The organism is Novosphingobium ovatum, assembly GCF_009909235.1.
Taxonomy (GTDB): domain Bacteria; phylum Pseudomonadota; class Alphaproteobacteria; order Sphingomonadales; family Sphingomonadaceae; genus Novosphingobium; species Novosphingobium ovatum.
On record NZ_JAAAPO010000009.1, the window covers coordinates 30466 to 53026 of the forward strand.

Below are 22561 nucleotides of genomic sequence, written 5' to 3' on the forward strand. Positions count from 1 at the left end.
ATCAGTTGCTCCCGATCAGGCCAGCGGCCTTGATCCCCACATTGGCACAGGCGGCATCCGCCTCGCCGGTGTCGCCCGACACGCCCACAGCGCCGATCACCACGCCATCGGCGTCATGGATCAGCACGCCACCGGGCGAAAACACCACATCCCCGCCCAGAGTCGTGACGATCCCGGCGTAGAAGGTGGGGTTGCCCTTGGCGCGTTCGGCCGTGACGGCGGTGTCGACGCCCATGCCCAGCGCGCAGGTGGCCTTGGCCTTGGCGATCTCGGTGCGGAAAAAGGTGGCCCCATCCTCACGCCCCGCCGCGACCAGATGGCCGCCCGCGTCCAGCACGACAAAGGCCAGCGGTTTCAGGTTTTGCGTGCGGGCATGGTCGTGCGCGGTGGCAACGATGGTTTGCGCGGCGGCAAAAGTCAGGGCGGTCATGCGATATTCTCCAGTTGCAGGCCCAGCATCTGGCAACGCGCCGTGATCAGCGCGTCTGTCGTGCCGGTGCCAAAGACGTTGTGATCCGGACGGATCAGCACCGCCTCTACACCGCGCGACTTCAGCCAATCCAGCACCTTGCCGCCATCGGCCAGCGTGGTTGCATCCACCGTGGTGATGCCCTGCGCCGCGCCCACCGGGCCGCGCGCAAACAGGCGCCAGCCATCGCCGGTGTGGTCATCCAGCTTGCGGCCATCGGCCATCACCGGCTGGATAAAGCGTTCGCCCGCCGCCACGCTGCCCATCAGCACGATCCCTGCGCCAATCGGGGGCACCAGGTCATGCGCGGTCTGGCGCTGGCCGGCCTGCGCCTTGGCGCGGGCCACCATCTCGGCATCGCGTTCGGCGGCCTTGGCCGGGTCCAGTTCGCAGATGTAACGGCCTGCCGCCACCGCCGCGCCGATCACGCCGCGCACATGGCTGTCGCGCTCGGCCTGATAGGTGTCGAGGATCGCGGGCGATGCGCCGTCATTGACGATGGCCGCCATCTTCCACGCCAGATTGGCCACATCGCGCAAGCCGTGGCACATGCCCTGACCAAAGAAAGGCGGGGTCTGGTGCGCGGCGTCACCGGCCAGAAACACCTGACCGACCTGCCATTGTTCGGCCACCAGTCCGTGGAAGCGATAGGTGGCCGAGCGGATGATGGTGTGCGGCAAATGGCCGATATAGGGGGCCAGCAGCTCTGCCACCTTTTCCGGCTGCATCATCGCCGCGTCGTCTTCGCCCGGCAACAGCATCAATTCCCAGCGGCGGTGCGTGCCCCGGCCCGGCACCACCGTTGCAGGGCGCTTGGGGTTGCACATCATCACCGACAGGCGTTGCAGATCGGCCTCTGCCGGCACGCCGTCGATCTCGGGGAAGCGGACGGGGCCGTCGACCTCGGCGTCGACCACCAGCCACGGCTCTTCAAACTTCAGGTCGTCCAGCCGCACGCCCAGCGCCTTGCGCACGGGGCTGCGCGAGCCGTCGCTGGCAATGGCCCAGCGGGCGGTCACTTCCTGCGCCGCGCCATCCTGCAAATAGGTGATGTGGACCGCCCCCTGATCCTGCACCAGCCCGGTGAATTCCGCACCCAGGCGCAGATCGACGTTCGCCATGTCGGCAAAACCGGCGCGCAGATGGGCTTCCAGTTCGGGCTGATAGAAGAACCAGTCGTTCGACCAGCCGAACGGGCGCTCCATGCCCACCGTGCCCATATAGCGGATCGCCTGATGGGCGGCGCCGACATGCAGGTGGCCATCGGTGTCGACCATATCGGGCAACACGCGGTCAATCACGCCCGCCGACTGGAACAGGCGCATCATTTCATGGTCCAGATGGACGGCGCGGGGCAGGGGGTGCAGGTCGACCTCCTTTTCCAGCACCACCACCTTCAGCCCGGCGCGCCCCAGCAAACAGGCCGCCAGCGCGCCCACAGGGCCGCAGCCGATAATCGCAACATCAAACATGGAAATTAAGCCACCTCAGCAGGGACGGGGGCGGGCGTCAGCGTGTTCTTGTGGAACGCGCCGCCCTTGATGATCATCGCCAGATTGGCCGGATCGCGCAGCAGGCTGATGTTGGCGGTGGGGTCACCGCTGACCAGCAACAGGTCGGCCAGATAGCCTTCCTTGACCTGCCCGATCTCCATCCGCATCAATTCACCACCCAGTTGCGTGGCGGCATGCAGCGTTTCGACCGGCGAATAGCCGAACCATTCGACAAACAGTTCCAGATCGCGCGCGTTCAGGCCGATCGGGTTCCACGGAAAGCCATAGTCCCCACCCGGCAGCGAGCGGATGCCGCGGCGGCGCAGTTCCTGACCGATCGCCTTTTTGGTGGCGACGGCGTTGGCCTGCTCGGCCACCTGGCCTTCGCTGGCCATGACGCCAAACTTGGGCGCGCGGATGTGGTCGGCTTCCTCGATGCCGGGGGCAAGGCCCACGAACAGCGTGTCCTTGGCTGCCTCGATCATGTCCAGCGCTTCGGCGTCGGAATAGTTGCAGTGATAGATCAGGCGGAAACCGGCGCGGATCGCCACCTTGACCGAAGCGGCGGTATAGCAATGCGCGGTCAGTTCAACGCCACAGCGGCGCGCGGCTTCACCCGCGGCCATGATCTCGTCCTCGTGGAACTGCTCGGTCAGGTTGGTGCCGGGGTCCATGGCCGATACGCCGTTCAACAGGAACTTGACCGTTTGCAGGCCCATGCCCGCCATTTCCTCGACAAAAGCGGCAACGGCGGCCGGATCGGACGGGCGGGTGTCGCGGGCGGGGAACTTGAAGATCAGGCCGGGCGCGCCACCGGGCAGCTTTTCCATCGACGAGGTGACCATGCGGGGCCCGGGCAGCGTGCCACGGTCAAACGCGGCCTTGACCGCCAATTCGGCCCCGGCGGAGGACGAACCGCCCGAAAACGCCCCGGTAAAGCCATGGTCCAGCAGCACGCGGCCCGCGTGGGCGGCGGTCAGCGCCAGTTGCTCGGGCGGGAAATTGCCCGGCTTGCCCATGGCCTCGACCGTGCTGCCCAGTTGCAGGTGGACGTGGCAATCGATCAGGCCCGGCATCAGCGTGCGGCCCGCGCCGTCAAACACGGTGTCATCGGCCTGCGGGGTGATGGTGTCGGGGGCATAGGCGATGGCGGCGATGCGCTCGCCCTCGATCCGCACGCTGCCTGCGCGCGCCGGGGTGGGCGTGCCGTCAAAGATGCGGATATTGGTGATGCAAAGGCCCATGGGGCGCGTCTCCCGGTTCAATGTGTTTGCACCGGGATATCAGCGAGCGCTCAATTGCGAAAATATTCGCTCATTATTGCGTCATAGGCAGGGGTTATGGGGGTGTGGGTTGTTGCGTTGCAGCGCTAATGGTGGAGGTGGTTATTCCTCCTCGCGCAGGCCCTCCAGCACAAAGGCGACCACCGGCGAAGGCGTCGCATCAGCCAGCAGCCGCACCCCGACATTGCGGGCAAATTGCATTTCGATCAACGAGATGGCGCGCAAGGTGCCCGCCGCCACGTCATCGGCCACCACCCGCATTGGCAGGATGGTGACGCGGCCCGTGGCGGCCACCACCGCCTTGGTGGTCAACAGGCTGTCGCAACGGATCACCTGTGTCGGCAGGGACACACCCGCGCTGATAAACAGCGCATCGACCTGTCGGCGGAACGCCCCCTGCGCATCGGGCAATACCCAGCGCAAGGCGGCCACATCGCGCAACGACACCGAATCAGCCAGATCGCCATGCTCTGCCCCGGCCACCAGCACGAACTGGTCACGCGCCACGGTGATCTCGCGCAGGTCGGGCGGGGGCGGCTCCATGCGGGTGGTGACCACCGCCATGTCGATCTTGCGTTGGCGCAACAGCTCCATCAACTCGCCATCGGGGCGTTCATAGATATGCACCGGCACGTTGTCATAATGGGCGTCTATACGCTGCATGATCGCGGGCAGCAGAGTGAGCAGCGCGCCCGGCGTCCCCCCCACATGCAGCGGGCCAACGCGGGCGCTGGCCGCTGCGGTGACATCCTCGACCGCCTTGCGCAACAGCGTGGCCACCTCGTCGGCGCGGCGCCACAGGGCGTGGCCTTCCTCGGTCAGGCGGATGCCGGTGGAGGAGCGGTGGAACAGCTTGTGCCCCAATCGCGCCTCCAGCAATTGCATCGCGGCGGACACCGCCGGTTGTGACACATGCATCGCGCGGGCGGCCCCGCTGACCGATTGCGACCGCCCCACCTGATGAAAGATCAACAGGGCGCGCGGGTCTAGGGCGTTGAAAAGAGTACCGGTGGACATATGACCTATCATAGCAGGCTTGCGTCACATTCGCACAGCGAACAGTCTGGGTGAAATTATCGCCTGTCGGACGCGCCGCGCGTATCACCCTCTTGCCCGAATTGGAGAGCGAAGCCTTGGACAAGACGCCCTATACCGCAGGCCGCCGCGAGATCACCGGCCTTTCCGTGCTGGAAGATCAGGCTTTGGCGATGATTGCTGCCCTGGCCAGCGAACTGGCTGTCGCGCGGGAGCGAATCGATACGCTGGAACGGATGCTGGAGGACAAAGGTGCCATCGATCGCACTTTGATCGACAGCTATGCCCCCGACGCGGCGGCCGCCGCCGAGCGTGACGGCATCCGCCAGCGCATGATCGCCAAGATTTTCCGCCCGTTGCGCGATGCCACCCGCCGCGCCATTCAGGAGAAAACCGCATGAGCACGCCCATTGGCACGCACGCCATGTTGCCGCAGGCCAACCATGACGAGATGGCCGAGCAATTGTTCGCCCGCGATCTGAAGATCTGGCTGGGCAGCGAGGTCGAGCCATTGCAGGGCCAGTTGGCCGATGCGATCGACCCCGGCCCACAGCACAATGACCGCGACGCCGAGGCCTTTGCCCGGTTGCATGAGGAACCGGCCTTTCTGGGCTGGGCGGGGATGTTCCGTGCGGCGCAGGAATTGATGTGGGACGACATCTATCGCAGCGTCCACCGTCAAAAGGACGCCCTGAACGCCAAGGCCGCGCAGGCCGCCGACATCGGCTCGGTGACGATCGACCCCGATTTTACCGCGCCGGCCTATCTGGTCGATGGCCATGTCCACATGATGCCGGGCGGCTATGCGCTGAACGGCGATGATGTGACGCAGGGCGCGGTGATGGACCGGGGCGGGGCGGTCTATATGCTGGGCCGCAACGGCGGGTTCATGAACGACGGGCGCGGCGCGACCGTGGCGGGCCATGTCTTTGCCGAATATCCCGACCTGAAGCCGCTGAAAATTCTGGAGCTGGGCTGTGGCACCGGCGCCAGCATCGTGCCGGTGGCGCGCGCTTTCCCCGATGCGGAAACCTATGGCATTGACGTGGGGTCATCGGTCTTGCGCTATGCCCATGCGCGGGCCAGCCATCTGGGCGTGCCGGTGCATTTCGTGCAGGGCGATGCCGAACACGCCCCGTTCGAGGACGAGAGCTTTGATCTGGTCTTCTCGGCCGCGCTGTTCCACGAAACGTCCGAAACCGCGATCCCGCAGATCCTGGCCGAAAGCTATCGCTTGCTCAAACCGGGCGGCGTGGTGGTCCATCTGGAGGTGCCCGCGCGCTATGACCAGTTGAACCTGTGGGCGCAGATCCGCGCGCAGGTCGAGCGTGACTATAACAACGAACCGGCATGGCAGGTGGCGACCTCGGCCGATTATGACGCGCTGATGCGCAGCGCGGGCTTTGCCGATCCCAAGATTGGCTATCAGGACGCCTGTTTCGCCCCCGCGCCGGGTCAGGGCGGCTTTGGCCCTGAGTCCAAGGGCGTGTTCCGCAGCTGGTTCATCGCTTCTGGCCGCAAGTGATTGCCAGCCACGCAGGCTGACGGCAAACAGGGGGGCAGGCCGGGGCGACCGGGCCTGCCCCCTTTGCGTAAAGGCCTGATATGACACCTGCCATCCCCACCACCATCTTTGAACGGATGAGCCGCGCGGCAGCAGCAGCAGGCGCGATCAATCTGGGGCAGGGCTATCCCGAAATGGCCGAGCCGGCCGAGCTGATCGCGGCGGCGGTGCGGGGCTTGCGCGAGCATTCCAACCAATATCCGCCGATGCGCGGGCTGCCGGGGCTGCGTCAGGCGGTGGCCGATTACTATGCCGCGCATCAGGGCCTGTCGATTGACCCGGCCGAAGTGATCGTCACCTCCGGCGCGACCGAGGCCTTGGCCGCCGCCATTCTGGCCATTGTGCGCCCCGGCGACGAGGTGATCTGTGTCCAGCCGCTGTATGACGCGTACAAGCCGTTGGTGGAATGGGCGGGCGGGCGCGTGGTGCTGGTCAGCCTGACGCCGCCGGACTGGAGCCTGCCGGTGGACGCGCTGGAGGCCGCGATCACGCCCAACACGCGGGCGATCATCCTCAACACGCCCAACAACCCCACCGGCACGATGCTCAGCCATGCCGCGCTGTCGGCGGTGGGCGATCTGTGCGCGGGCCATGACCTGACGCTGATCTGTGACGAGGTGTGGGAGGCGATGGTGTGGGAAGGTGCGGAACACCTCTCGGCCCTGACCATCCCATCCCTGCGCGACCGCATGATCAAGGTGGGCTCGGCGGGCAAGCTGTTCTCGCTGACGGGGTGGAAGCTGGGCTGGGTGGTGGCCGCCCCGGCGCTGGCCGAACAGGTGGCGGCGCGGCATCAGTTCCTGACCTATACCACACCCACGCCGCTGCAATGGGCGGTGGCGGACGGGTTGGCGCTGCCGCGTGACTGGCATGACGCGCACCGTGACCGCTATGTGCCGGGGCGGCGGGCGCTGGTGGATGGCCTGCGCGATGGTGGCTATGTGGTGCTGGACAATGCCGCGAGTTGGTTCGTCACCATCGACCTGACCGCCAGCGGCATTGGGCTGGACGATGAAACATTCTGCACCCGCCTGATCCCGGAAGCGGGCGTGGCCGCCATCCCGTTCAGCGCATTCTATGCCGCCGCGCCTGAAACGCGATACGTCCGCCTGTGCTTTGCCAAGGAAGCGCCGGTGATCCAGACCGCCACCGCGCGGCTGGCCGCATTCCGCGCGGGGCTGGTGGGTTAATCGGGCTCGATCAAGGGGCGCAGGCGGGTGATTTGCGAGTCCAGCGCCTCGATCAGGGCGCGCACGCGCGGCATGTGGCGCAGATCGGCATGCACGCCCAGCCACATTTCGCGCAAGGGTGGCGCGGTACGCGTGGGGATACGCTCCAGCCCGGTCGCCTGATCGGCCAGAAAACGCGGCAGACACGCCAGCCCGATCCCCGCCCGCGCGGCGGCCAATTGCGTGTCGCGGCTGTTGGTGCGCAGCGCCACCACGCCGCCCGGTGCCGTCTCGGTCAGCCATTGAGCCTCGGGCTGGTGGGCCTGATCCTCGGCCACGGTGATCAGGGCGTGGCCGGGCGCGGTCAGGTCATGCCCATGGGCTGCCAGATAGTCCGGGCTGGCATAGAGCGCGCTGGGCATCCGCGCCACCCGCCGCGAGACCAACTCACCCCCTTCGAACCGCGTCATGCGCAGCGCCAGATCGGCCTCGCGCTTGGACAGGGACAGGGCGCGGGAATCGGTCAGCACGTCGACCTGAATGCCCGGATATTTGGCCCGCAACCCGGCAATCGCCCCCGGCAGCAACAGGTTGGACAAGACCTCGACCGTGGTGATCCGCACCGTGCCCGACAGCGCGACATCGCGGCCCTGCACGGCGCGCTCGATGGCGATGGCCTCGGCCTCCATGCGCTCGGCATTGCCCAGCACCGCCTCGCCCAGCGGCGTCAGGTCATATCCGCGCGGGGTGCGTTGCAACAGGCGGGCGCCCGATTTGGCCTCCAGCGCGGCCAGACGGCGGCTCATCGTGCTTTGCCGCAGGCCCAGTTCGCGCGCCGCGCCTGACAGGCTGCGTTGCCGCGCAATCGCCAGAAAGCTGCGCAGGTCATCCCAGTCGATCGGCTGATCCATCGGTGCGCCCTATCCTTTTTCGCATGGGTGGAATGCCAATATAGGCAATGGGAATGCGAAAATCATCTGCCTATCTTGGCTGCATCGGCGGCGCGCTGGCGCCTGTCCCAAGACACAAGGTTACACGCCATGCTGCCCACGCTGTATCTCTCGCACGGATCGCCCACCCTGCCGTTTGACGATGTGGCGGCGCGCGATTTTCTGCGCGGGCTGGGCGGTGAACTGCCCCGGCCGGACGCGATTGTGATGGTCTCGGCCCATTGGGACAGCCCGGTGGCGCAGGTCAACAGTGTGACGGTCAACCCGACGATCCATGACTTCTATGGCTTTCCCCAGGCGCTGTATGAGGTGCAATATCCCGCCCCCGGCAGCCCCGAACTGGCCGCCCAAGTGGCCGAGCTGATCGGGGACGCCGGGTTGCAGGTGGGCATGGATAGCGTGCGCGGGCTGGACCATGGCGCGTGGGTGCCGCTGATGCTGATGTATCCCGATGCCGATATCCCGGTGGTGCAGGTCTCGATCCAAAGCCACCTTGGCCCCGGCCACCATGTGCAACTGGGCCGGGCGCTGGCAGTTTTGCGGGAACGCAATGTGCTGATCATCGCTTCGGGCAGCATGACGCACAACCTGCGTGCGCTGAACCGGATGGACATGAATGCCCCCGAACCGGCATGGGTGCGCGACTTTGCCGAATGGATGCATGACGCGCTGATCAACGGGCGCAGTTGCGATCTGGTCTCGTACCGGGCGCTGGCGCCCTATGCCGAACATAACCACCCGCATGATGACCACCTGTTGCCGCTGTTTGTCGCCTATGGCGCGGCGGGGGCAGGGGCTGGCCATCCCGCGCCAGCGGCCACCCGCCTGCACACCAGCACCACGCTGGGCGCGTTGCGGATGGACGCCTACGCTTTTTCCTGAACCCCACCTCGAACCCCGGAGATCCCCTCCATGAGCCATATCCTTGTTATCCGTTCGGCCGCGACTGGTGATGCCTCGGTCAGCAATCAGTTGATCGACACCTATGTCGAGGCCGCCCGCGCCGCCAATCCCGATGTCACCGTGACGGTGCGCGATCTGGACGCCAATCCGGTGCCGCATGTGACGCAGGCCAGCCTTGCCGGCATTGGCCGCGCCGCGCCCGAAGGCGGCCAGTTCGCCGCCGCCCGCGCGTTGCAGGACGAATTGATCGCCGAAGTCTTCGCCGCCGACACGCTGGTGATTGGCCTGCCGCTGTATAACTTTGGCATGCCCTCGACGCTCAAGGCGTGGTTCGATTATGTCGCCCGCGCCGGCACGACGTTCCAATATACGGCGCAAGGCCCCGAAGGTCTGGTCAAGGACACCAAGGCGATCATCGCCCATGCCCGCGCCGGGCAATATGATGACGCCAGCGGTTTCCCCTTTGCCGTGCCGCATGTGAAGGCGCTGCTGGGCTTTGTCGGGGTGACCGATGTGCAGGTGGTGACGGCCGAGGGTTTGGCCTTTGGCCCGGACGCCGCCAGCGCCGCGATCACCGCCGCCCGCGCCCAGATCGCCGATCTGGCCTGAACCCCACGCCATAAAACTCAGGAGAAAGATCCATGCGTAACTTTGCCTCGCTGATGCTGGCCGCCGCCATGCTGTCGGCCACCCCCGCCGTTGTCCACGCGCAGGCTGTGGGTGGAAACCCCGCCCCCGCCGCCGCGCAGGGCGGCACGTTCAAGGTCGACAGCGCCCACACCCATGTCGCCTTCTCGGTGATGCATTTCGGCTTTTCGGACTGGTTCGGCGGCCTGTCGGGCATCGACGGCAGCCTGACCATCGACCCCAAGGCGATCGGCAGCGCCAAGCTGGACATCACCATCCCCGCCGCCAGCATCACCACGGCCAACGCCACGCTGAACGAGGAACTGCGCGGGCCCAAGTTCCTGGACGCCGCCCAATTCCCGCAGATCCGCTTTGTCTCGACCAAGGTGGTCAAGACCGGCGCCCGCACCGCCGCGATCACCGGCAACCTGACCTTTCACGGCGTGACCAAGCCGGTGGTGCTGAACGCGGTGTTCAATGGCGGCGGCGTCAACCCGATGAACAAGGCCTATACGCTGGGCTTTAACGCGACGACCACGATCAGCCGTTCGGCCTTTGGCGTGGGGGCCTATGTCCCGGCCGTGGCGGACAAGGTGGAACTGCGCATCACCGCCGCGTTTGAGCGTCCGTAAGCGATCAGACCCCAAGGCGCGCCGTCACCACCCCCCGCTGGCGCGCCACACGGCCCCGTCGTCACCCATGGACCTGGGTGGCGGCGGGGTTTTGACGTTTTGGACGCGCGCAAATGATTGATCGGCACGGGAAATGCCAGCGCTATTCGTCTGTCGGACAGGCGGCGCAAAGCGGGCGGCAAGAGCCGGGCGGGGTATAGGCTGACCCCTGTGTTGAAACGCTGGAACGGCTTGAAAAACATGCCTTTTGCGCATGGTTCCATAGGCTGAAAACCAGCGGCAGCGCAAGCGGGTATTTGCCCGCAACGGCCAAGCGGCAGTGAGCGCGGCATCCCGCCCGCGCCCGTCCGCATTGGGGAGAAACGAGCATGACGACGAGCCAAGCGCCCCAAGGCGCCACCGATGGCATATTGGCCAACGCCGTAACCGGCCCGCCGCCCGCCTGCACCACCCCGGGATTGCGGCTGGCATGGGGATCGGGCGCGCTGGGCGTGGCGCTGTTGATGAATTCGGTGGGCGGGTTGATCCTGTTCTACATGGTCTCGATCCTGCATATCGAACCGGCGCTGGCGGGCAGTTTGATCTTTGTTTCCAAACTGCTGGGCGTGGTGACCGATCCGATGGTGGGCACATGGAGCGACCGGTTGCAGACCAGTGGCAGCCGCCGCCGTCCTTTCCTGTTGGCGGGCGCGATGATTTGCGCGGGCAGCTATGTGATGATTTTCACCACCCCGCTGTTTGACGGCCAAGCGTTGCGGGCGGGTTATGTCTTTGTCGCGCTGTTGATTTACACGGCGGGTTATTCGCTGTTCAACGTGCCGTTCATGGCGATGCCCGCCGAAATGACCGACCAGTATCACGAACGCACCGCGATCCATTCGGTGCGGATGATGTTTGTCGCGGTGGCGGGCTTGATCGTTGGCTCGGTGTTTCCCTTGCTGCTGGAACATTTCGGGCGGCTGGCGTGGGGCTCCTATGCGCTGCTGGGCTGTATCGGGGGGGCGATCATTCTGGCCTCGACGCTGGTGGCATGGGGGGGCACGTCCAGCGCCCGCTTTTCCACCGCGCAGGTACAGCGCCCGCGAGTCATGGCCGAAATCGGCCATGTGTTCGCCAACCGCCATTTCCTGCGCCTGTTGGGGGTGAAATTCACCCAATTGCTGGGCGTGGCGGCGACACAGGCGGCCTCGATGTATTTCCTGCTGAATGTGTTGCAGGCCAAACTGACGCTGATGGCGCCGGCCGCCTTGGTCGCCACGCTGGTGCAATTGGTGGCGGCCCCGGTGCTGGTGTGGTTGTCGCGCCGGATCGGCAAAGCGCAGACCTATATCTTTGGCGCGGTGCTGTATGTGCTGACGGTGGCCAGTTGGGCGCTGGCATCGCCGGACGAACCGGCATGGGCCTATGTCCTGCGCCTGTCGGTGATCGCCTTTGGCGCCTGTGGCAATGTGATCATGGCGATGTCGATGCTGACCGATATCATCAGCCTGGACGCGCAAACCACCGGCATCCGGCGCGAAGGCGTGTTCACCGCCTTCTATTCCTTCACCGAGAAATTCACCTTTGCCTTTGGCCCGCTGATCGTGGGCGTGGCGCTGTCGGCGGCCGGGTTCGATAAAAACCTGCCGCCAGAGGTGATGCAAACCCCCGCCATCCGTCAGGCGCTGTTGCTTGGCGTGTGTTACATTCCGGCTGTGCTGGGCATTGTGTCGATCGCCCTGCTGGCCGGATACAAACTGAAACAGGAGGATCTGAAATGACCAGCAAGCTGGACGCCGTGCTGCATCAGCGCGGACGGGCCGGGGTGGATTTTGTGGTCCATCTGGCTCGGGGCGCCTCCGGGCTAAAGGCTGCCGCCGCCGCCGATCTGGCCGCCGCCGTGCCCGATCCGGCCGCGCTGCCCGATGACATGGACCGCCGCCACGCCCATATGGCGCAGGCGCTGGGCGGATCGCGGGCCAACCGCGTCAGCCAACTGGTGGGCGAATGGCACGCGCAAATGCATGGGCTTTTGGCGCGTGAGGCCTATGAGGAAATCCGCGAGGCCGTCGACCCGGTGCTGGCACAGGCGCAGGCCGATGGCCCCTGCACGCTGGAACCGGCCACAGGGCCGATGCCATCCTATTGGCAAGGCGTCCATTTCCACCGCACCGCCGGGGGGTGGGACGAACACCCGATGCAGGGCTATATCCATGGCGAGATCATCCACAAGCGGTTGGTCGAGGCCTTGTACCCCGGCGGCATTTTCAAACAGCGCCGCGAAATCGCCGCCCGCGCGCCGCGCGACCATTACGCCCGCATTCTGGACATGGGGGCCAGCACCGGCCACTTTACCCATGCGTTGCAAGAGGTGTACCCCGATGCCCAGATCGTCGGCGTCGATTGGTCGCTGCGCGCGCTGGAACATGCACAGCGCGTGGCCAACACCCATGGCTGGGCGTGGCAACTCTACCAGCGCGGGGCCGAGGCGACCGGGTTTGATGACGCCAGCTTTGATCTGGTGGGGTCATACATCCTGCTGCACGAAATCCCCGCCGACATCATCCGCGCCACCTTTGCCGAGGCGTTCCGGGTGCTGAAACCGGGCGGCGACATGATCATGAGCGATGTCACCCGCTATGCCGACATGGACAAGTTGGGCCAGTGGAAGGCCGACGCGGGCGCGTTGTGGGGCGGGGAACCGTTCTGGCGCGAATCCGCCTCGCTGGATCTGGCGCAGGTCGCGCGTGAGGCGGGCTTTGTCGATGTCACCGCCAGCGGCATTTACCCCCATGTGGTGCAGGGAAGGAAACCGGCATGACGATTTTGGACCCATCAAACCCCACCGCCTATAACCACCCGGCCCGCCCCACCCTGAACGAGGTGGACACCGGCGCATTGGGCGCGGCGCTGTTGGCGCTGACCAAGGAGGTGTGGGTGCTGACCGACCGGATGATGGTGATGGAGGAGGTGCTGGCCCAGCGCGGCATCGACATCAGCGCCCAGATCGACGCCCACCAGCCCGACCCCGATCTGCAATCGCGCCTGAACGCGCGCGGGGCTAAACTGGTGGCAGGCGTGCTGGACGCCCTGTCGGGCGTGGCCCGCGATTAAAAGGCCGGGCGTGGCGCGCGACTGATCCGCCCGCATGGCGCAAACACACAGGCCGTAGCGGGGATAATGCCTCGCTACGGCCTGTTTATTGTAGTCACTGACAACAAAATCGGGCGCGGCTGGGGGGTTGGGCCATCCGCGCCCGGATCGCGGCATCAGAAGGTGAAGCGTGCGTCCACCATGAACTGGCGCGGCGGCAAGAAGCTGAACTGATCGCCCTGACCATAGCCGTTCTGATAGGTCACACCGCCCACCGTCACCGTCGGCGCCCCCGACGAGCTGGTGGAAATGCTGGTGATCGCGCGGTTGTCGAACACGTTCGACACCGTCAGACCCAACCGGAAATTCTTGCCGAATTCCTGACTGATGGCAAATTCACCCACGCTATAGGGCGACAGGCGATACAGGCGATAATTGGGATTGCCGTTGTATTCATTGGCAAATTGCACGCCGGTATATTTCTGGTTGTACGATACGCGCAGGCCGTGGCGGGCATAGACAAAGCCGATGGCGGCGGTGGTAAAGGGCGCCTTGGCGATCTGTGCGCCGGTGGTGACCGACTGGGCGTAATTGTACGAACCGTTGACGAACAGCGACAGCCCATCGAGCGGCATCACCGCCACCTGACCCTCGACGCCCTTGTACCGCACCTGACCGATGTTGATCGTCAGCGAGGTGTCGCAACCGACCGTGGTGCAAGTGCCCAACTTGTTGTTAACATTGATGATATATCCGTCCAGATCCAGCGACACGCGGCGGCCGTGCCACACCGTGCCGATCTGGTAATTGGTGGTGGTCATCGGTTGCAGATCAGCCAGCGACTGGGCCAGCGTGGCCGAGGTCGAGTAGAAGCTGGACAGATCAGGCACATACATGCCCTGCGCATACTGGCCATAGAAGGACCAGTTCCGGCTGGCCTGCCAATTGACGGTCAGGAACGGCAGTGTCTTGGTCCAGGTGGCCTGCATGTCGGCGGGCGCACGGGTGGTCTGATTGACCAAGGCATTGACCGAACGGGTGAAATGAACATATTTCACGCCCGGTGTAATGCTCAGGCTGTCGAACGGCCGAAACTCGAATTCGCCAAACAGTTGGAACTGGTTCCAGCCTGAATTCTGCTCATACTTGATGTTGGCCAGACTGATGCCGGGATAGGCGGCGGTGGCGGCCGTCCCCAGATAGGCGTTTTCGTTATAGCTGGGCAGGCCGGTGGTGCGGTCCAGATCCCATGTGTGGCGCCATGTGTTCGAATGCTCGTACCAGCCGCCCGCGCGGATCTTGCCCAGCCAGAAATCATAGGTCAGCTGGCCGATATAGCCCAGCACGCGGTACTTGTTCAGCTTGTTATAGCCCAGAATATTGCTGTTGGTCAGCTTGGTATAGGGCAGGGTGGCGGTGTTGAATCCAGTCACTACCGTGCCGGAATTGCCCGACATGGTGTTGTTGCTGTACCCGTACATATACAGGCGGTTATCCAACGACAGCCCGCTGCCCAGCACGCTTTGCAGGCGCAGATACGAGAAATCGGTGGTCTTGTCGGTGCGGTTATAGGCCCAATAGTCCTGCTTGGTCGCATCGCCGCCCAAACCGTAATCGCGGCCATAGACCGCGCCGTTGGTTCCGGCCGCGCAATTGTTGGCGGTCAGTTGGGTCAGCAGATTGCCATTGGCGTCCAGCGCGGCATTGGAAAACCCGCTCACGCCCTTGAGCGCGCTGCCGCAGGTCGAACCCTTCAGCGAGTCCGACTGATAGTAATAGTTGCGGTTCCACGTCGACATGGCGGTCAGCGTGTGGTTGGCGCCGATCGGCAGAACCATCTTGAAAAACAGGTTCTTGGACTGCACCGGCGAGAAGCTGAGCGCGCCTTGCGATTTCAGATACTGGCCCGCGAACACCATGCGCGCGCCGCCCAGGTGCTCTATGCGGCCGCTCTGGATTTCGAAACGGCCCATCAGGCTGTTCCAGCTGCCATACAGCATCTGCAACTGGCCGCCGAACTGTTCGGCCACGGCGCGCGAATACATGTTCAGATTGCCGCCATAGGTCGCCTGACCCAGCTGGCTGGCATTGCCGGGGCCACGGTCCACCACCACGGTTTCGATGGTGTTCGACGGGAAAAAGGCGGTCGAATGGTGGGTGGGGTTGTTGGTGTCGGCAAAGGGGATCGAGTCATAGGTGACGTTATATTCGCCATCCTGGAACCCGCGGATCACCGCCTTGGTTTCGGAAAAGCCCTGACCATTGCCCGTCCCCGAGATCGACACGCCCGGTGTCAGCGCGATCAACTCGTTGAAATCGGCGCCCGCGTTGGCATTGTCGATAAAGCTGCGGCTGATGACGGCCTGCGGCTGGGTGGTGGTCAGCGAGGCGACCAGCGGCGCGCTCTGCGCGGCGGCCGAACCGATCACCACGATGTCGGCGGTGGTCAGCGACTGGCTGTCGTTGGCTTGGCCGGTCTGGCCTGCGCTGGTCGATTGGTCATCGGCGGCGGCCGGCGCGGTGGCCGGCGCCGTGGCGGCATGGGCAAAGGGCGCAGTGGCGGCACACAGTGCCGCGCCGGCCCAAAGCCAGCGGCGAAAAGCGTTGATATGCATGTGAATTCCCCCCTGAAACGTGACGAATTACTGTTTGGCCAATTCGGCGCGGGCGGCGGCGATCTGGCTGGCCAGACGCGGGTCGGCCATCAATTGGGCGGCGGCCAGCGTGGCCAGCGTGTGGGCGGCCTCGGTGTCGCTGGGATAATGGGCGCCGCAATATTGGCGGCTCATCGCGTAATCGCGGGCGCGGGCCAGGATCTTGTCCGCCTTGGCCGGGATCAGCCGGGCCAGCGCGTAACCCACCGCATAGCCCACCGTCGCATGGCCCGAGGGATAGGACTTGAACACCGGCTTGGCCGGGTCGGCCTTGGCCTCGCACAGGGGGATGGTGGGGTCGGCGCTATAGGGGCGCATCCGCTTGAAAAAGGCCTTGGAATAGCCGGTCGCCAGATAGGCCTCGTCCTGCACCAGGGTCAGCAGCGCCCATGTGGCGGGCAGGTTTTTCAGGTCCATGCTGACGGTGGCGTTGAACAGGCTGGGATCCTCGACCTCGGCATCCGTCAGGGCCTGCGCCATGCGGTCCTTGCTGGCCGAGGCGATCAGGCGGTGCAGCGTTTCCAGCTCGAAATTGGCGGCGGCCGAGTCCTTTTCATAGGGCGCGGGCAGCAACAGCGAGGGATCGAACTGCGTCGGGTTCAGGTAATGCAGATATTTGCCTTCGCCACCGGCATAGGTCGGGGCGGGGGCGGGCGCGGTTTGGGCCAGCGCGGGTTGAAGCGGGGCCAGCGCGATCAGCGCGGCGGCCAGACATAGCGGCAATTGGCGGGCAATGGCGGGGCGGATCGACAGCAGGCGCATGTGGGTTTCCTGATGTTGGGAGAAAGGGCGGCGGCGTGGGCGGGGCATGCTGCGTTGCAGCGCATGCCGCATGCGCGACGGAGTGTCTGGCGCGGCAATGGGCTGGACGACAAACATGGCAAGCCCCCGTCAAACAGTCAGAACTGACCGCGCCGCGCTAGGCAAAGGGCATGACTGAACTGTGACATGGCGCGCCGCGCCGCTGTTTTGCATTGCAACATTGCAGGTTTGGAATGTTGCGTCGCGCAGGGCCCGTTTGTTCAGCCGCAACGCTCTGTGCGCAGGACATAGCCCTTGCCGCGCTGCGTCTCGATCGGGTCACAGCCCAGCGTCTGCAACCGCCCGCGCAGCCGCGACAGGTTGCTTTCGACGATATTGGTTTCGGGGTCGAAACTGTATGACCACACCGCCGTCAGGATCATGCCCCGCGTCACCAACTGCCCCGCGTTGCGCATCAAATAAGCCAGCAGCGAGAACTCCTTGCGGTTCAGTCGGGCCGAGGCGCTGTGATAGCTGGCGGTGTGGCTGGCCGCGTCCAGTTGCAGGCGGCCCACGGCCAGCGCGCCCTGTGGCGGATCGGCGGGGCGGTCACGGCGGCAGATCGCGTGCAGCCGCGCGGCCAATTCGTCCATGGCGCAGGGCAGCGCCAGATAGTCATCCGCCCCTGCCCACAACCCGGCGGCCCGCTGTGCCGCGCTGGGTTGATCGGCCAGCAGCAACAGGCGCGGCCGCAGCGGCAGGGCGCAAAATGGTGCCAGCGTTGCGGCAGCATCCGGCGCGCAGGTTTCCAGTGCCACCGCATCGGGCGTGTCGCGCGCGCACTGTGTCAGCGCATCGGCAATCCCATCGGCCAGTGTCGGGCGATGGCCCGCCGCCGTCAGCATCGCCGCGATCTGCGCGCCCAGCGCCGGTGCATCGACGCGGATCAGGATATGCACGCCCGCCATCCTTTGCCCCTTGCAGGCAAAGGTGACGATTGCGTGTCAGGGGGTGACCAGCGCCGCCGCGTGGCGCCCGGCGATTTTGCCCAGCGTTGTGGCCGCCAGCAAGCCGTTGCCCGCCAGATAGCCATCCGCCCCCGGCCCCGATACACCGCGCGCCGCGCCGCCGCCGGCAAACAGGTTGGGGAAGGGCGCGCCATCGGCCCCCACCACCCGCGCGGTCTGGTCGATCACCAGCCCGCCCTGGGTATGGAACAGCGCGCCGGTCACCTTGGCCGCGCGATAAGGGGCGGTCAAAACGGGGCGCGGAGCGAACGTCCGGCCAAAGCCATCAGCCTGCCCGCTCTCCACCAACGCGGCGACTTGCGCCAAGGTGGCGGTCAGGGTGTCCAGCGGCAGGCGTGTCTTGTCCGCCAGTTCGGCGATGCTTTCGGCCTCAACCACCGCGCCGGCGCGCAGGGCGTCATGGTAATCGTCAAACTGCAACATCAGGTCATGTAGCCGCCCATCGAATATCGACCACGCGAAATGGCCGGGCTGGGCGTTGACCTTGGCGGCCTGCTCGGAATAGCCCGAAGCCTCGTTCGAGAAACGCACACCATCGGCGTTGACCTGAAAGCCGCCCTCCATGATCAGCGGCCACAGGATCGGCACGCCATGGCCCAGCGCCAGCCCGCCATGCCCCTGATAGCCGGTCATGTCGGCCAGCGCGGCACCCATTTCCTCGCCCCAGCGCATCGCGTCGCCCTTGTTCCCCGGATGGCCGTGGAACACCGCGCCCGCCATGTCGGGGATGAAGCGTTCGACCATATCGGCATTCCCGCCAAAGCCGGAACAGGCCAGAATCAAGGCGTCACAGCCAATATCCTCGGCCGCGCCATCGGGGCGGGTGATGCGCACGCCGACCACATGGCGGCCATCGGCATAGATCGCCTCGACACAAGCCTCGGGCAGGATGGTCGCGCCCTTGTCACTGGCGGCAGCCTCCAGTGCGGCCATCAATTCGCCGCCGGTGCGGTTGGGCGTGCCATACATCCGCCGCGCGCTGTGGCCGGGGTAGAGGAACCCATCCACCAGCGTCAGCGGCACGCCATGGGTGTCACGCAACCACGCCACCGTCTCGGCGCTTTCGCGGGCCATGCAGGCGGCCATGACGGGATCGGTCTTGCCCTTGGTTTTGGCCATCATGTCGGCGGTAAAGATGTCGGGGCTGTCGGTGATGCCTTGCGCGGCCTGTTCGGGCGTTCCGGCGGCGGGGATCAGGCCGGTGGACATCGCCGTGCTGCCCAGCAGGCTGGCGTCGCGTTCCAGCACCAGCACATCCACATCCCCATCGCGCACCGCCAGCGCCGCGGCCAATCCGGTGCCGCCGCCCCCGACGACCACCACAGGAAATGACAATTCAAACGCATCGGAGGGCGGGGGCAGAATGGCAGACATGCAGGGTTCCAGTTATGCGAAAAGGGGTGTGTTACCAGTCGGTTGACAGGTTGCGGAAGGCATCGGCCACGGCGCGCACGGCCGGCAGGCGCAACACTTCCTTGCGATAGACCAGACCGCCTGCCGGGCCACCGGCGGGGGCCGGGGCGTCACAGCTTTCCAATCGGCCCGCCAGACGCGGGGCATTGGCCACCCGTTCGGGCAGGATGGTCAGCAGGTCGCGCTGTTGCACCAGATCCAGCACCAGCCCCAATGACGAGGATTGCAGGAACTGTTGCGGGAAGGGCAGGCCCTGCGCGATCAGGTTTTCCTCAAACGCGCGGCGGAAATTGACCGCGCCCGACAGCGCCCATGCCCGGTCCATCAGATCGCCCAGACGGGTGATCCCGGTGATGGGGCGGGCCGCGCCCACGCGTTGATAGATGCGGCAGGCCAGATGGAACAGGTGCTCGAAATGGGCGATATTGCCCGACCTTTCGATCGGAAACAGGGTAAAGGCGATGTCCAGTTCGGCGCTGGCGACCTTCTCGACCAGTTCCGACCCCGGCCCCACATCGATGCACAGGCCGATGGCCGGGTTGGCCGCGATGAAATCGGACAGCGCGTCGCCCGCGCCGATTTCACGCAGCACGGTGTGGATGCCCAACCGCACGTCGCCGCTGCGCAAACTGCCTGCCGATCGGGCCTCGGCCATGGCGCGGTCGTGTTCGTTGACGATCACCTCGGCGCGCGTCATCAGCTTGCGCCCGTGTTCGGTCAATGACACGCCGCGCGCCTTGCGCTCGAACAGGGCCAGACCCAGCACCTCCTCCAGCGCCCGGATCGAGCGCGACAGCCCCGGTTGCGAGAGGTTTAAGGCCTCTGCCGCCTGACCGATGCTGCCGTGGCGCACCACGGCCAGAAAATGGCGGAGTTGCTGGATCTCCATGGGTTATGCCGCGCCTTCTGGCTGAGGCCGGGCCATGCCGGCACGTTCCAGAATGGCGTCGACGCTGCGCTCGCGCCCGGCCACCGGCGCGCCCAGCACCTTGGCCGCGAAACGGTCGCGCAAGGCCTCGATCTGCGCCTTGGTTGCGGGGTCTGCGACATAGGCCTCGATCTCGTCCGCGCCGATGCCCACCTTGTCGGCCAGCAACAGTTCGGTCACGGCCATGCGGTCGCGCATCACCCATACTTCCTGCGTCAAGGCCATCAGCATGCGGCCCAGATCATCGACATTGATCGCGTTCAGTGTCGCGTCGGTCGGCGGCGGGGTCCAGCTCATGCGGCGATCTCCTGCGCAGGGGTGGCGGCGGGTTTGACGGCGCGCGTCACCCATGGATACCAGTCGCGGCCGATGGCATAGGATTCGACACCTTCGAACCCCGCCTCGCGCAGTTGGTCATCAATCCCCGCCTCCAGCACGGCGGAAAAGAACGGTTCGCCCCGGTTCAGCGTGTCCCAGTCCAGCACCACGGCATGGAACAGGTCCACCGCGCGCAGCGGCGGGGGATCGGAGATGACGATTTCGGCGCCCGGCTTCATGATGCGGAACAGTTCGGCAAACAGTTGCGCATTGGCCTTTGGCGGCAATTCATGGTGCAGCGCATAGGTGATGACCGCGTCAAAGCTCTCGTCGGGCTCCTGCGTGTCAACGATGTCGCGCTGTTTCAGATGGGCGGCAAAGCCCATGGTTTCGGCCATGCGGTGCCCGTTGCGCAGCAATCCGGGCGACAGGTCCGAGCCGTGGATCTCGGCATCGGGGAAGACGGTGTGGACGGCGCGCGCGGTGGTGGTGCCGCCACAGCCGGGCTCGTAAATGCGCGCGTAATGGTCCTTGCGGAACTGGCGGATGGTGGCAACGCGCTGCTGGGTGATGTCATCGCCCACGCCCACGGCCGCATAGCCGCCCTTGGAAAAGACCATCGGGCCCACGGCAAAGGCGAACAGCGCGCCATACAGGTCATAACCATCCCAGCCGCCCGGCTCCAGATGCCATTCGACATCCCAATATTTGGGCGCCTCGATGTCGGGGCGCAGTTCCAGCGTGCCGCCGGCCTGCCCCTTGATCGGGCCGTAAAACAGCGGGTAGAACTGCTCGCGGCGTTCCTCGATCGCGGGGATGCCGGTGTTGAAATTCTCCTCGGCCACCCAGCGTTGGCAGAACCGTTCCAGCCGGAACAGCGGGAGGGTGTCGGCAATCGCGCGGCCCTGTTTGACCCGCTCGCGCAGGGCGGCCACATCGGGCGAGCTGTTGTCGGCACCCGCGACATGTTCGGCATTCAGTTCGGCGGCCTTGGGCACGGCCATGAAGTCGGCCTTGGCGCGGGGGCGCAGATAGCCCGACGAAAACTTTTGCATCGAGCCGAGGAATTCCATCGCGGCGCGGCCATGCTGCGACAGGCCAAAGGCGGGCGCAACGCGCGCGGCCGCCTTCTCGCCCAGATTGGTGAGGAAGGTCATGGTATTCTCCCCAGGTTGATTTCTGCGGTCAGGCTAATGCGGGGGGCCGCGTTTGCCAGACAGATGATCTTGGGCATCCATGCGCGCCCTGCATGAAATGGGGCGCGGCGGCGGGCAAACTGGCCGCAATCGGGGGGAAATGGCGGCAAATGCCTGTCTGGCGGGGAATCGGCAAACATTCGCCTGTCGGTCATCCCTTGCGCGGGCGGGCCATGCCGCCCAACACTTTCCACGCGCCGCCCTCGCGCACCCAGACGTGGATCACGTCATAGCGCTGATCCACCGCTGTGCCGTCGGGCATGCGCGTGCGGTGCGTCTGGTAATAGATCACCGCCGTATCGCCATTGAGCGCCAGCGCGGTAAAGGTCATTTCCAGCAGTTCCTGCCCCTTCATCGTGGCATTGGCGGCGCGCAGTTCGGCAACCCCTGTGGGCGCGGTGGCATAGGGCGGCCATGCGGCATAGTCGGTGGCGACATTGGCGATATAGGCATCCAGATTGCCCGCGCCACGCGCGGCATAGATCGCCTGTTCCTTGGCCCAGATCTCGGCCTGGACCTGCGCCTTGGTCTGCGGGGCGGGGGCGGCGATGGCGGGCGGGGCGGCGGCCAGCATGGCCAGACACAGGGCGGCGCCTGTGCGGTGCTGGGGCGAACGGGGGAGGAGGGGGAATCGCATGGCGCGCATCCTATGCCCCGCACGGGCGCGGCCAGAGCGGATGTGGAGCCTGTTCACCTGTCGGTCAGGCCCAAATTTGATCCATGTCAAAAAAGCGTATGGTGGCCCAGTCTTTTGCTGGCATAGTCGCGAGGCTGCTTTTGGTGTCGATTTGGCGCCGCGTTTTATTTTGTTATTTTTAAATATTGATCGGCCTTGTTCTGCATGGATGGATAAAGGCTCTTGATCGATCGGCGTATGTGTGCATAATTGCGACGCATAACGACAGTGCATATGTGCATGCGGTAAATGGAAATATCCGCTTAATCGGATGATTTTCATTGATTGGCGTCAAAAATACGACATTTTTTGTTCGCCTGTCGATCAGGTGGCGTATTTTTTGTTTCCTGCATCAATATCCCCTGAGTAGCTTCCCCCATCGCTAGAGCCGTAATGGCCACTCACACACG

22 protein-coding genes are annotated in these 22561 nt (G+C 65.2%); 9 read left to right on the top strand and 13 right to left on the bottom strand.

All coding sequences use genetic code 11. From position 1 onward, the window contains the following. Nucleotide 1 precedes the first annotated feature (1 nt). From GTZ99_RS16450 to GTZ99_RS16465, 4 genes are all read right to left on the bottom strand, one after another. Complete coding sequence (locus GTZ99_RS16450; protein ID WP_161720871.1) at nt 2-430, bottom strand: GlcG/HbpS family heme-binding protein; 429 nt, start codon at nt 428-430, stop codon at nt 2-4. Beyond that, a complete protein-coding gene (locus GTZ99_RS16455) occupies nt 427-1941 on the bottom strand; it encodes a bifunctional 3-(3-hydroxy-phenyl)propionate/3-hydroxycinnamic acid hydroxylase (RefSeq protein WP_161720873.1) in 1515 nt (504 codons plus the stop codon). The genes GTZ99_RS16450 and GTZ99_RS16455 overlap by 4 nt, the downstream gene beginning before the upstream one ends. A 5-nt stretch (nt 1942-1946) precedes the next feature. Beyond that, nucleotides 1947-3206 (bottom strand): amidohydrolase family protein, encoded by a 1260-nt coding sequence (locus GTZ99_RS16460; RefSeq protein WP_161720875.1) that lies wholly within the window; start codon nt 3204-3206, stop codon nt 1947-1949. Between the two features lie 141 nt (nt 3207-3347). Then, nucleotides 3348-4262 carry a LysR family transcriptional regulator gene (locus tag GTZ99_RS16465; protein WP_161720877.1) on the bottom strand — a complete coding sequence of 305 codons (915 nt, stop codon included), beginning with the start codon at nt 4260-4262 and terminating at the stop codon, nt 3348-3350. Between the two features lie 50 nt (nt 4263-4312). Between GTZ99_RS16465 and GTZ99_RS16470 the strand changes: the two genes are divergently transcribed. The 3 genes from GTZ99_RS16470 to GTZ99_RS16480 all read left to right on the top strand — a co-directional run bounded on the left by GTZ99_RS16470 (nt 4313) and on the right by GTZ99_RS16480 (nt 7034). After that, nucleotides 4313-4681, top strand: a complete 369-nt coding sequence (locus tag GTZ99_RS16470; RefSeq protein WP_161720879.1) for a hypothetical protein — start codon at nt 4313-4315, stop codon at nt 4679-4681. Beyond that, the gene (locus tag GTZ99_RS16475) at nt 4678-5805 is read left to right on the top strand and encodes a class I SAM-dependent methyltransferase (protein ID WP_161720880.1); all 1128 of its coding nucleotides are present in this window, start codon (nt 4678-4680) and stop codon (nt 5803-5805) included. Before GTZ99_RS16470 ends, GTZ99_RS16475 begins: the two co-directional genes overlap by 4 nt. An 80-nt stretch (nt 5806-5885) precedes the next feature. After that, the gene (locus GTZ99_RS16480) at nt 5886-7034 is read left to right on the top strand and encodes an aminotransferase (protein WP_161720882.1); all 1149 of its coding nucleotides are present in this window, start codon (nt 5886-5888) and stop codon (nt 7032-7034) included. On the opposite strand, the gene GTZ99_RS16485 is transcribed toward GTZ99_RS16480, so the two are convergent. After that, nucleotides 7031-7924, bottom strand: a complete 894-nt coding sequence (locus GTZ99_RS16485; protein WP_201742587.1) for a LysR family transcriptional regulator — start codon at nt 7922-7924, stop codon at nt 7031-7033. The genes GTZ99_RS16480 and GTZ99_RS16485 overlap by 4 nt on opposite strands. Before the next feature lie 129 nt (nt 7925-8053). Here GTZ99_RS16485 and GTZ99_RS16490 point away from each other — a divergent pair, with 129 nt between their 5' ends. The 6 genes from GTZ99_RS16490 to GTZ99_RS16515 all read left to right on the top strand — a co-directional run bounded on the left by GTZ99_RS16490 (nt 8054) and on the right by GTZ99_RS16515 (nt 13218). Beyond that, complete coding sequence (locus GTZ99_RS16490) at nt 8054-8845, top strand: DODA-type extradiol aromatic ring-opening family dioxygenase (protein ID WP_161720884.1); 792 nt, start codon at nt 8054-8056, stop codon at nt 8843-8845. Nucleotides 8846-8875: 30 nt separating this feature from the next. Then, a complete protein-coding gene (locus tag GTZ99_RS16495; RefSeq protein ID WP_161720886.1) occupies nt 8876-9475 on the top strand; it encodes an FMN-dependent NADH-azoreductase in 600 nt (199 codons plus the stop codon). A 32-nt stretch (nt 9476-9507) separates the two neighbouring features. Beyond that, on the top strand, nt 9508-10125 hold the full coding sequence (locus GTZ99_RS16500; RefSeq protein WP_161720888.1) for a YceI family protein: 618 nt from the start codon (nt 9508-9510) through the stop codon (nt 10123-10125). A 368-nt stretch (nt 10126-10493) separates the two neighbouring features. Continuing rightward, a complete protein-coding gene (locus GTZ99_RS16505) occupies nt 10494-11885 on the top strand; it encodes an MFS transporter (RefSeq protein ID WP_161720890.1) in 1392 nt (463 codons plus the stop codon). Beyond that, the gene (locus GTZ99_RS16510) at nt 11882-12925 is read left to right on the top strand and encodes a class I SAM-dependent methyltransferase (protein WP_161720892.1); all 1044 of its coding nucleotides are present in this window, start codon (nt 11882-11884) and stop codon (nt 12923-12925) included. The genes GTZ99_RS16505 and GTZ99_RS16510 overlap by 4 nt, the downstream gene beginning before the upstream one ends. Continuing rightward, complete coding sequence (locus tag GTZ99_RS16515) at nt 12922-13218, top strand: hypothetical protein (RefSeq protein ID WP_161720894.1); 297 nt, start codon at nt 12922-12924, stop codon at nt 13216-13218. The genes GTZ99_RS16510 and GTZ99_RS16515 overlap by 4 nt, the downstream gene beginning before the upstream one ends. Nucleotides 13219-13373: 155 nt before the next feature. Here the strand turns inward: GTZ99_RS16515 and GTZ99_RS16520 are convergent, their stop codons facing one another. From GTZ99_RS16520 to GTZ99_RS16555, 8 genes are all read right to left on the bottom strand, one after another. Continuing rightward, a complete protein-coding gene (locus tag GTZ99_RS16520) occupies nt 13374-15812 on the bottom strand; it encodes a TonB-dependent receptor (protein WP_161720896.1) in 2439 nt (812 codons plus the stop codon). A gap of 27 nt (nt 15813-15839) precedes the next feature. Then, entirely contained in the window at nt 15840-16613 is a 774-nt protein-coding gene (locus GTZ99_RS16525; RefSeq protein ID WP_161720898.1) for a phosphatase PAP2 family protein, read from the bottom strand. A gap of 260 nt (nt 16614-16873) precedes the next feature. Beyond that, nucleotides 16874-17551 (bottom strand): response regulator transcription factor, encoded by a 678-nt coding sequence (locus GTZ99_RS16530; protein ID WP_320076706.1) that lies wholly within the window; start codon nt 17549-17551, stop codon nt 16874-16876. A 45-nt stretch (nt 17552-17596) separates the two neighbouring features. Then, nucleotides 17597-18994: an FAD-dependent oxidoreductase gene (locus GTZ99_RS16535; RefSeq protein WP_161720902.1), complete on the bottom strand. Its 1398-nt coding sequence runs from the start codon at nt 18992-18994 to the stop codon at nt 17597-17599. A gap of 31 nt (nt 18995-19025) precedes the next feature. Further along, entirely contained in the window at nt 19026-19922 is an 897-nt protein-coding gene (locus GTZ99_RS16540) for a LysR family transcriptional regulator (RefSeq protein ID WP_161720904.1), read from the bottom strand. A 3-nt stretch (nt 19923-19925) separates the two neighbouring features. Next, a complete protein-coding gene (locus GTZ99_RS16545; protein ID WP_161720906.1) occupies nt 19926-20258 on the bottom strand; it encodes a DUF5333 domain-containing protein in 333 nt (110 codons plus the stop codon). Further along, complete coding sequence (locus tag GTZ99_RS16550) at nt 20255-21436, bottom strand: class I SAM-dependent methyltransferase (RefSeq protein ID WP_161720908.1); 1182 nt, start codon at nt 21434-21436, stop codon at nt 20255-20257. Before GTZ99_RS16550 ends, GTZ99_RS16545 begins: the two co-directional genes overlap by 4 nt. Nucleotides 21437-21626: 190 nt before the next feature. Further along, complete coding sequence (locus GTZ99_RS16555) at nt 21627-22112, bottom strand: nuclear transport factor 2 family protein (RefSeq protein ID WP_161720910.1); 486 nt, start codon at nt 22110-22112, stop codon at nt 21627-21629. Nucleotides 22113-22561 lie beyond the last annotated feature (449 nt).

What these genes read in the sequence shown, in the direction of transcription:
- GTZ99_RS16515 (WP_161720894.1), top strand. Translation starts at nt 12,922, where the DNA reads ATGACGATTTTGGACCCATCAAACCCCACCGCCTATAACCACCCGGCC.
- GTZ99_RS16550 (WP_161720908.1), bottom strand. Translation starts at nt 21,436, where the DNA reads ATGACCTTCCTCACCAATCTGGGCGAGAAGGCGGCCGCGCGCGTTGCG.
- GTZ99_RS16500 (WP_161720888.1), top strand. Translation starts at nt 9,508, where the DNA reads ATGCGTAACTTTGCCTCGCTGATGCTGGCCGCCGCCATGCTGTCGGCC.
- GTZ99_RS16545 (WP_161720906.1), bottom strand. Translation starts at nt 20,258, where the DNA reads ATGAGCTGGACCCCGCCGCCGACCGACGCGACACTGAACGCGATCAAT.
- GTZ99_RS16455 (WP_161720873.1), bottom strand. Translation starts at nt 1,941, where the DNA reads ATGTTTGATGTTGCGATTATCGGCTGCGGCCCTGTGGGCGCGCTGGCG.
- GTZ99_RS16555 (WP_161720910.1), bottom strand. Translation starts at nt 22,112, where the DNA reads ATGCGATTCCCCCTCCTCCCCCGTTCGCCCCAGCACCGCACAGGCGCC.
- GTZ99_RS16450 (WP_161720871.1), bottom strand. Translation starts at nt 430, where the DNA reads ATGACCGCCCTGACTTTTGCCGCCGCGCAAACCATCGTTGCCACCGCG.
- GTZ99_RS16540 (WP_161720904.1), bottom strand. Translation starts at nt 19,922, where the DNA reads ATGGAGATCCAGCAACTCCGCCATTTTCTGGCCGTGGTGCGCCACGGC.
- GTZ99_RS16480 (WP_161720882.1), top strand. Translation starts at nt 5,886, where the DNA reads ATGACACCTGCCATCCCCACCACCATCTTTGAACGGATGAGCCGCGCG.
- GTZ99_RS16535 (WP_161720902.1), bottom strand. Translation starts at nt 18,994, where the DNA reads ATGTCTGCCATTCTGCCCCCGCCCTCCGATGCGTTTGAATTGTCATTT.
- GTZ99_RS16460 (WP_161720875.1), bottom strand. Translation starts at nt 3,206, where the DNA reads ATGGGCCTTTGCATCACCAATATCCGCATCTTTGACGGCACGCCCACC.
- GTZ99_RS16505 (WP_161720890.1), top strand. Translation starts at nt 10,494, where the DNA reads ATGACGACGAGCCAAGCGCCCCAAGGCGCCACCGATGGCATATTGGCC.
- GTZ99_RS16520 (WP_161720896.1), bottom strand. Translation starts at nt 15,812, where the DNA reads ATGCATATCAACGCTTTTCGCCGCTGGCTTTGGGCCGGCGCGGCACTG.
- GTZ99_RS16475 (WP_161720880.1), top strand. Translation starts at nt 4,678, where the DNA reads ATGAGCACGCCCATTGGCACGCACGCCATGTTGCCGCAGGCCAACCAT.
- GTZ99_RS16510 (WP_161720892.1), top strand. Translation starts at nt 11,882, where the DNA reads ATGACCAGCAAGCTGGACGCCGTGCTGCATCAGCGCGGACGGGCCGGG.
- GTZ99_RS16485 (WP_201742587.1), bottom strand. Translation starts at nt 7,924, where the DNA reads ATGGATCAGCCGATCGACTGGGATGACCTGCGCAGCTTTCTGGCGATT.
- GTZ99_RS16495 (WP_161720886.1), top strand. Translation starts at nt 8,876, where the DNA reads ATGAGCCATATCCTTGTTATCCGTTCGGCCGCGACTGGTGATGCCTCG.
- GTZ99_RS16465 (WP_161720877.1), bottom strand. Translation starts at nt 4,262, where the DNA reads ATGTCCACCGGTACTCTTTTCAACGCCCTAGACCCGCGCGCCCTGTTG.
- GTZ99_RS16525 (WP_161720898.1), bottom strand. Translation starts at nt 16,613, where the DNA reads ATGCGCCTGCTGTCGATCCGCCCCGCCATTGCCCGCCAATTGCCGCTA.
- GTZ99_RS16490 (WP_161720884.1), top strand. Translation starts at nt 8,054, where the DNA reads ATGCTGCCCACGCTGTATCTCTCGCACGGATCGCCCACCCTGCCGTTT.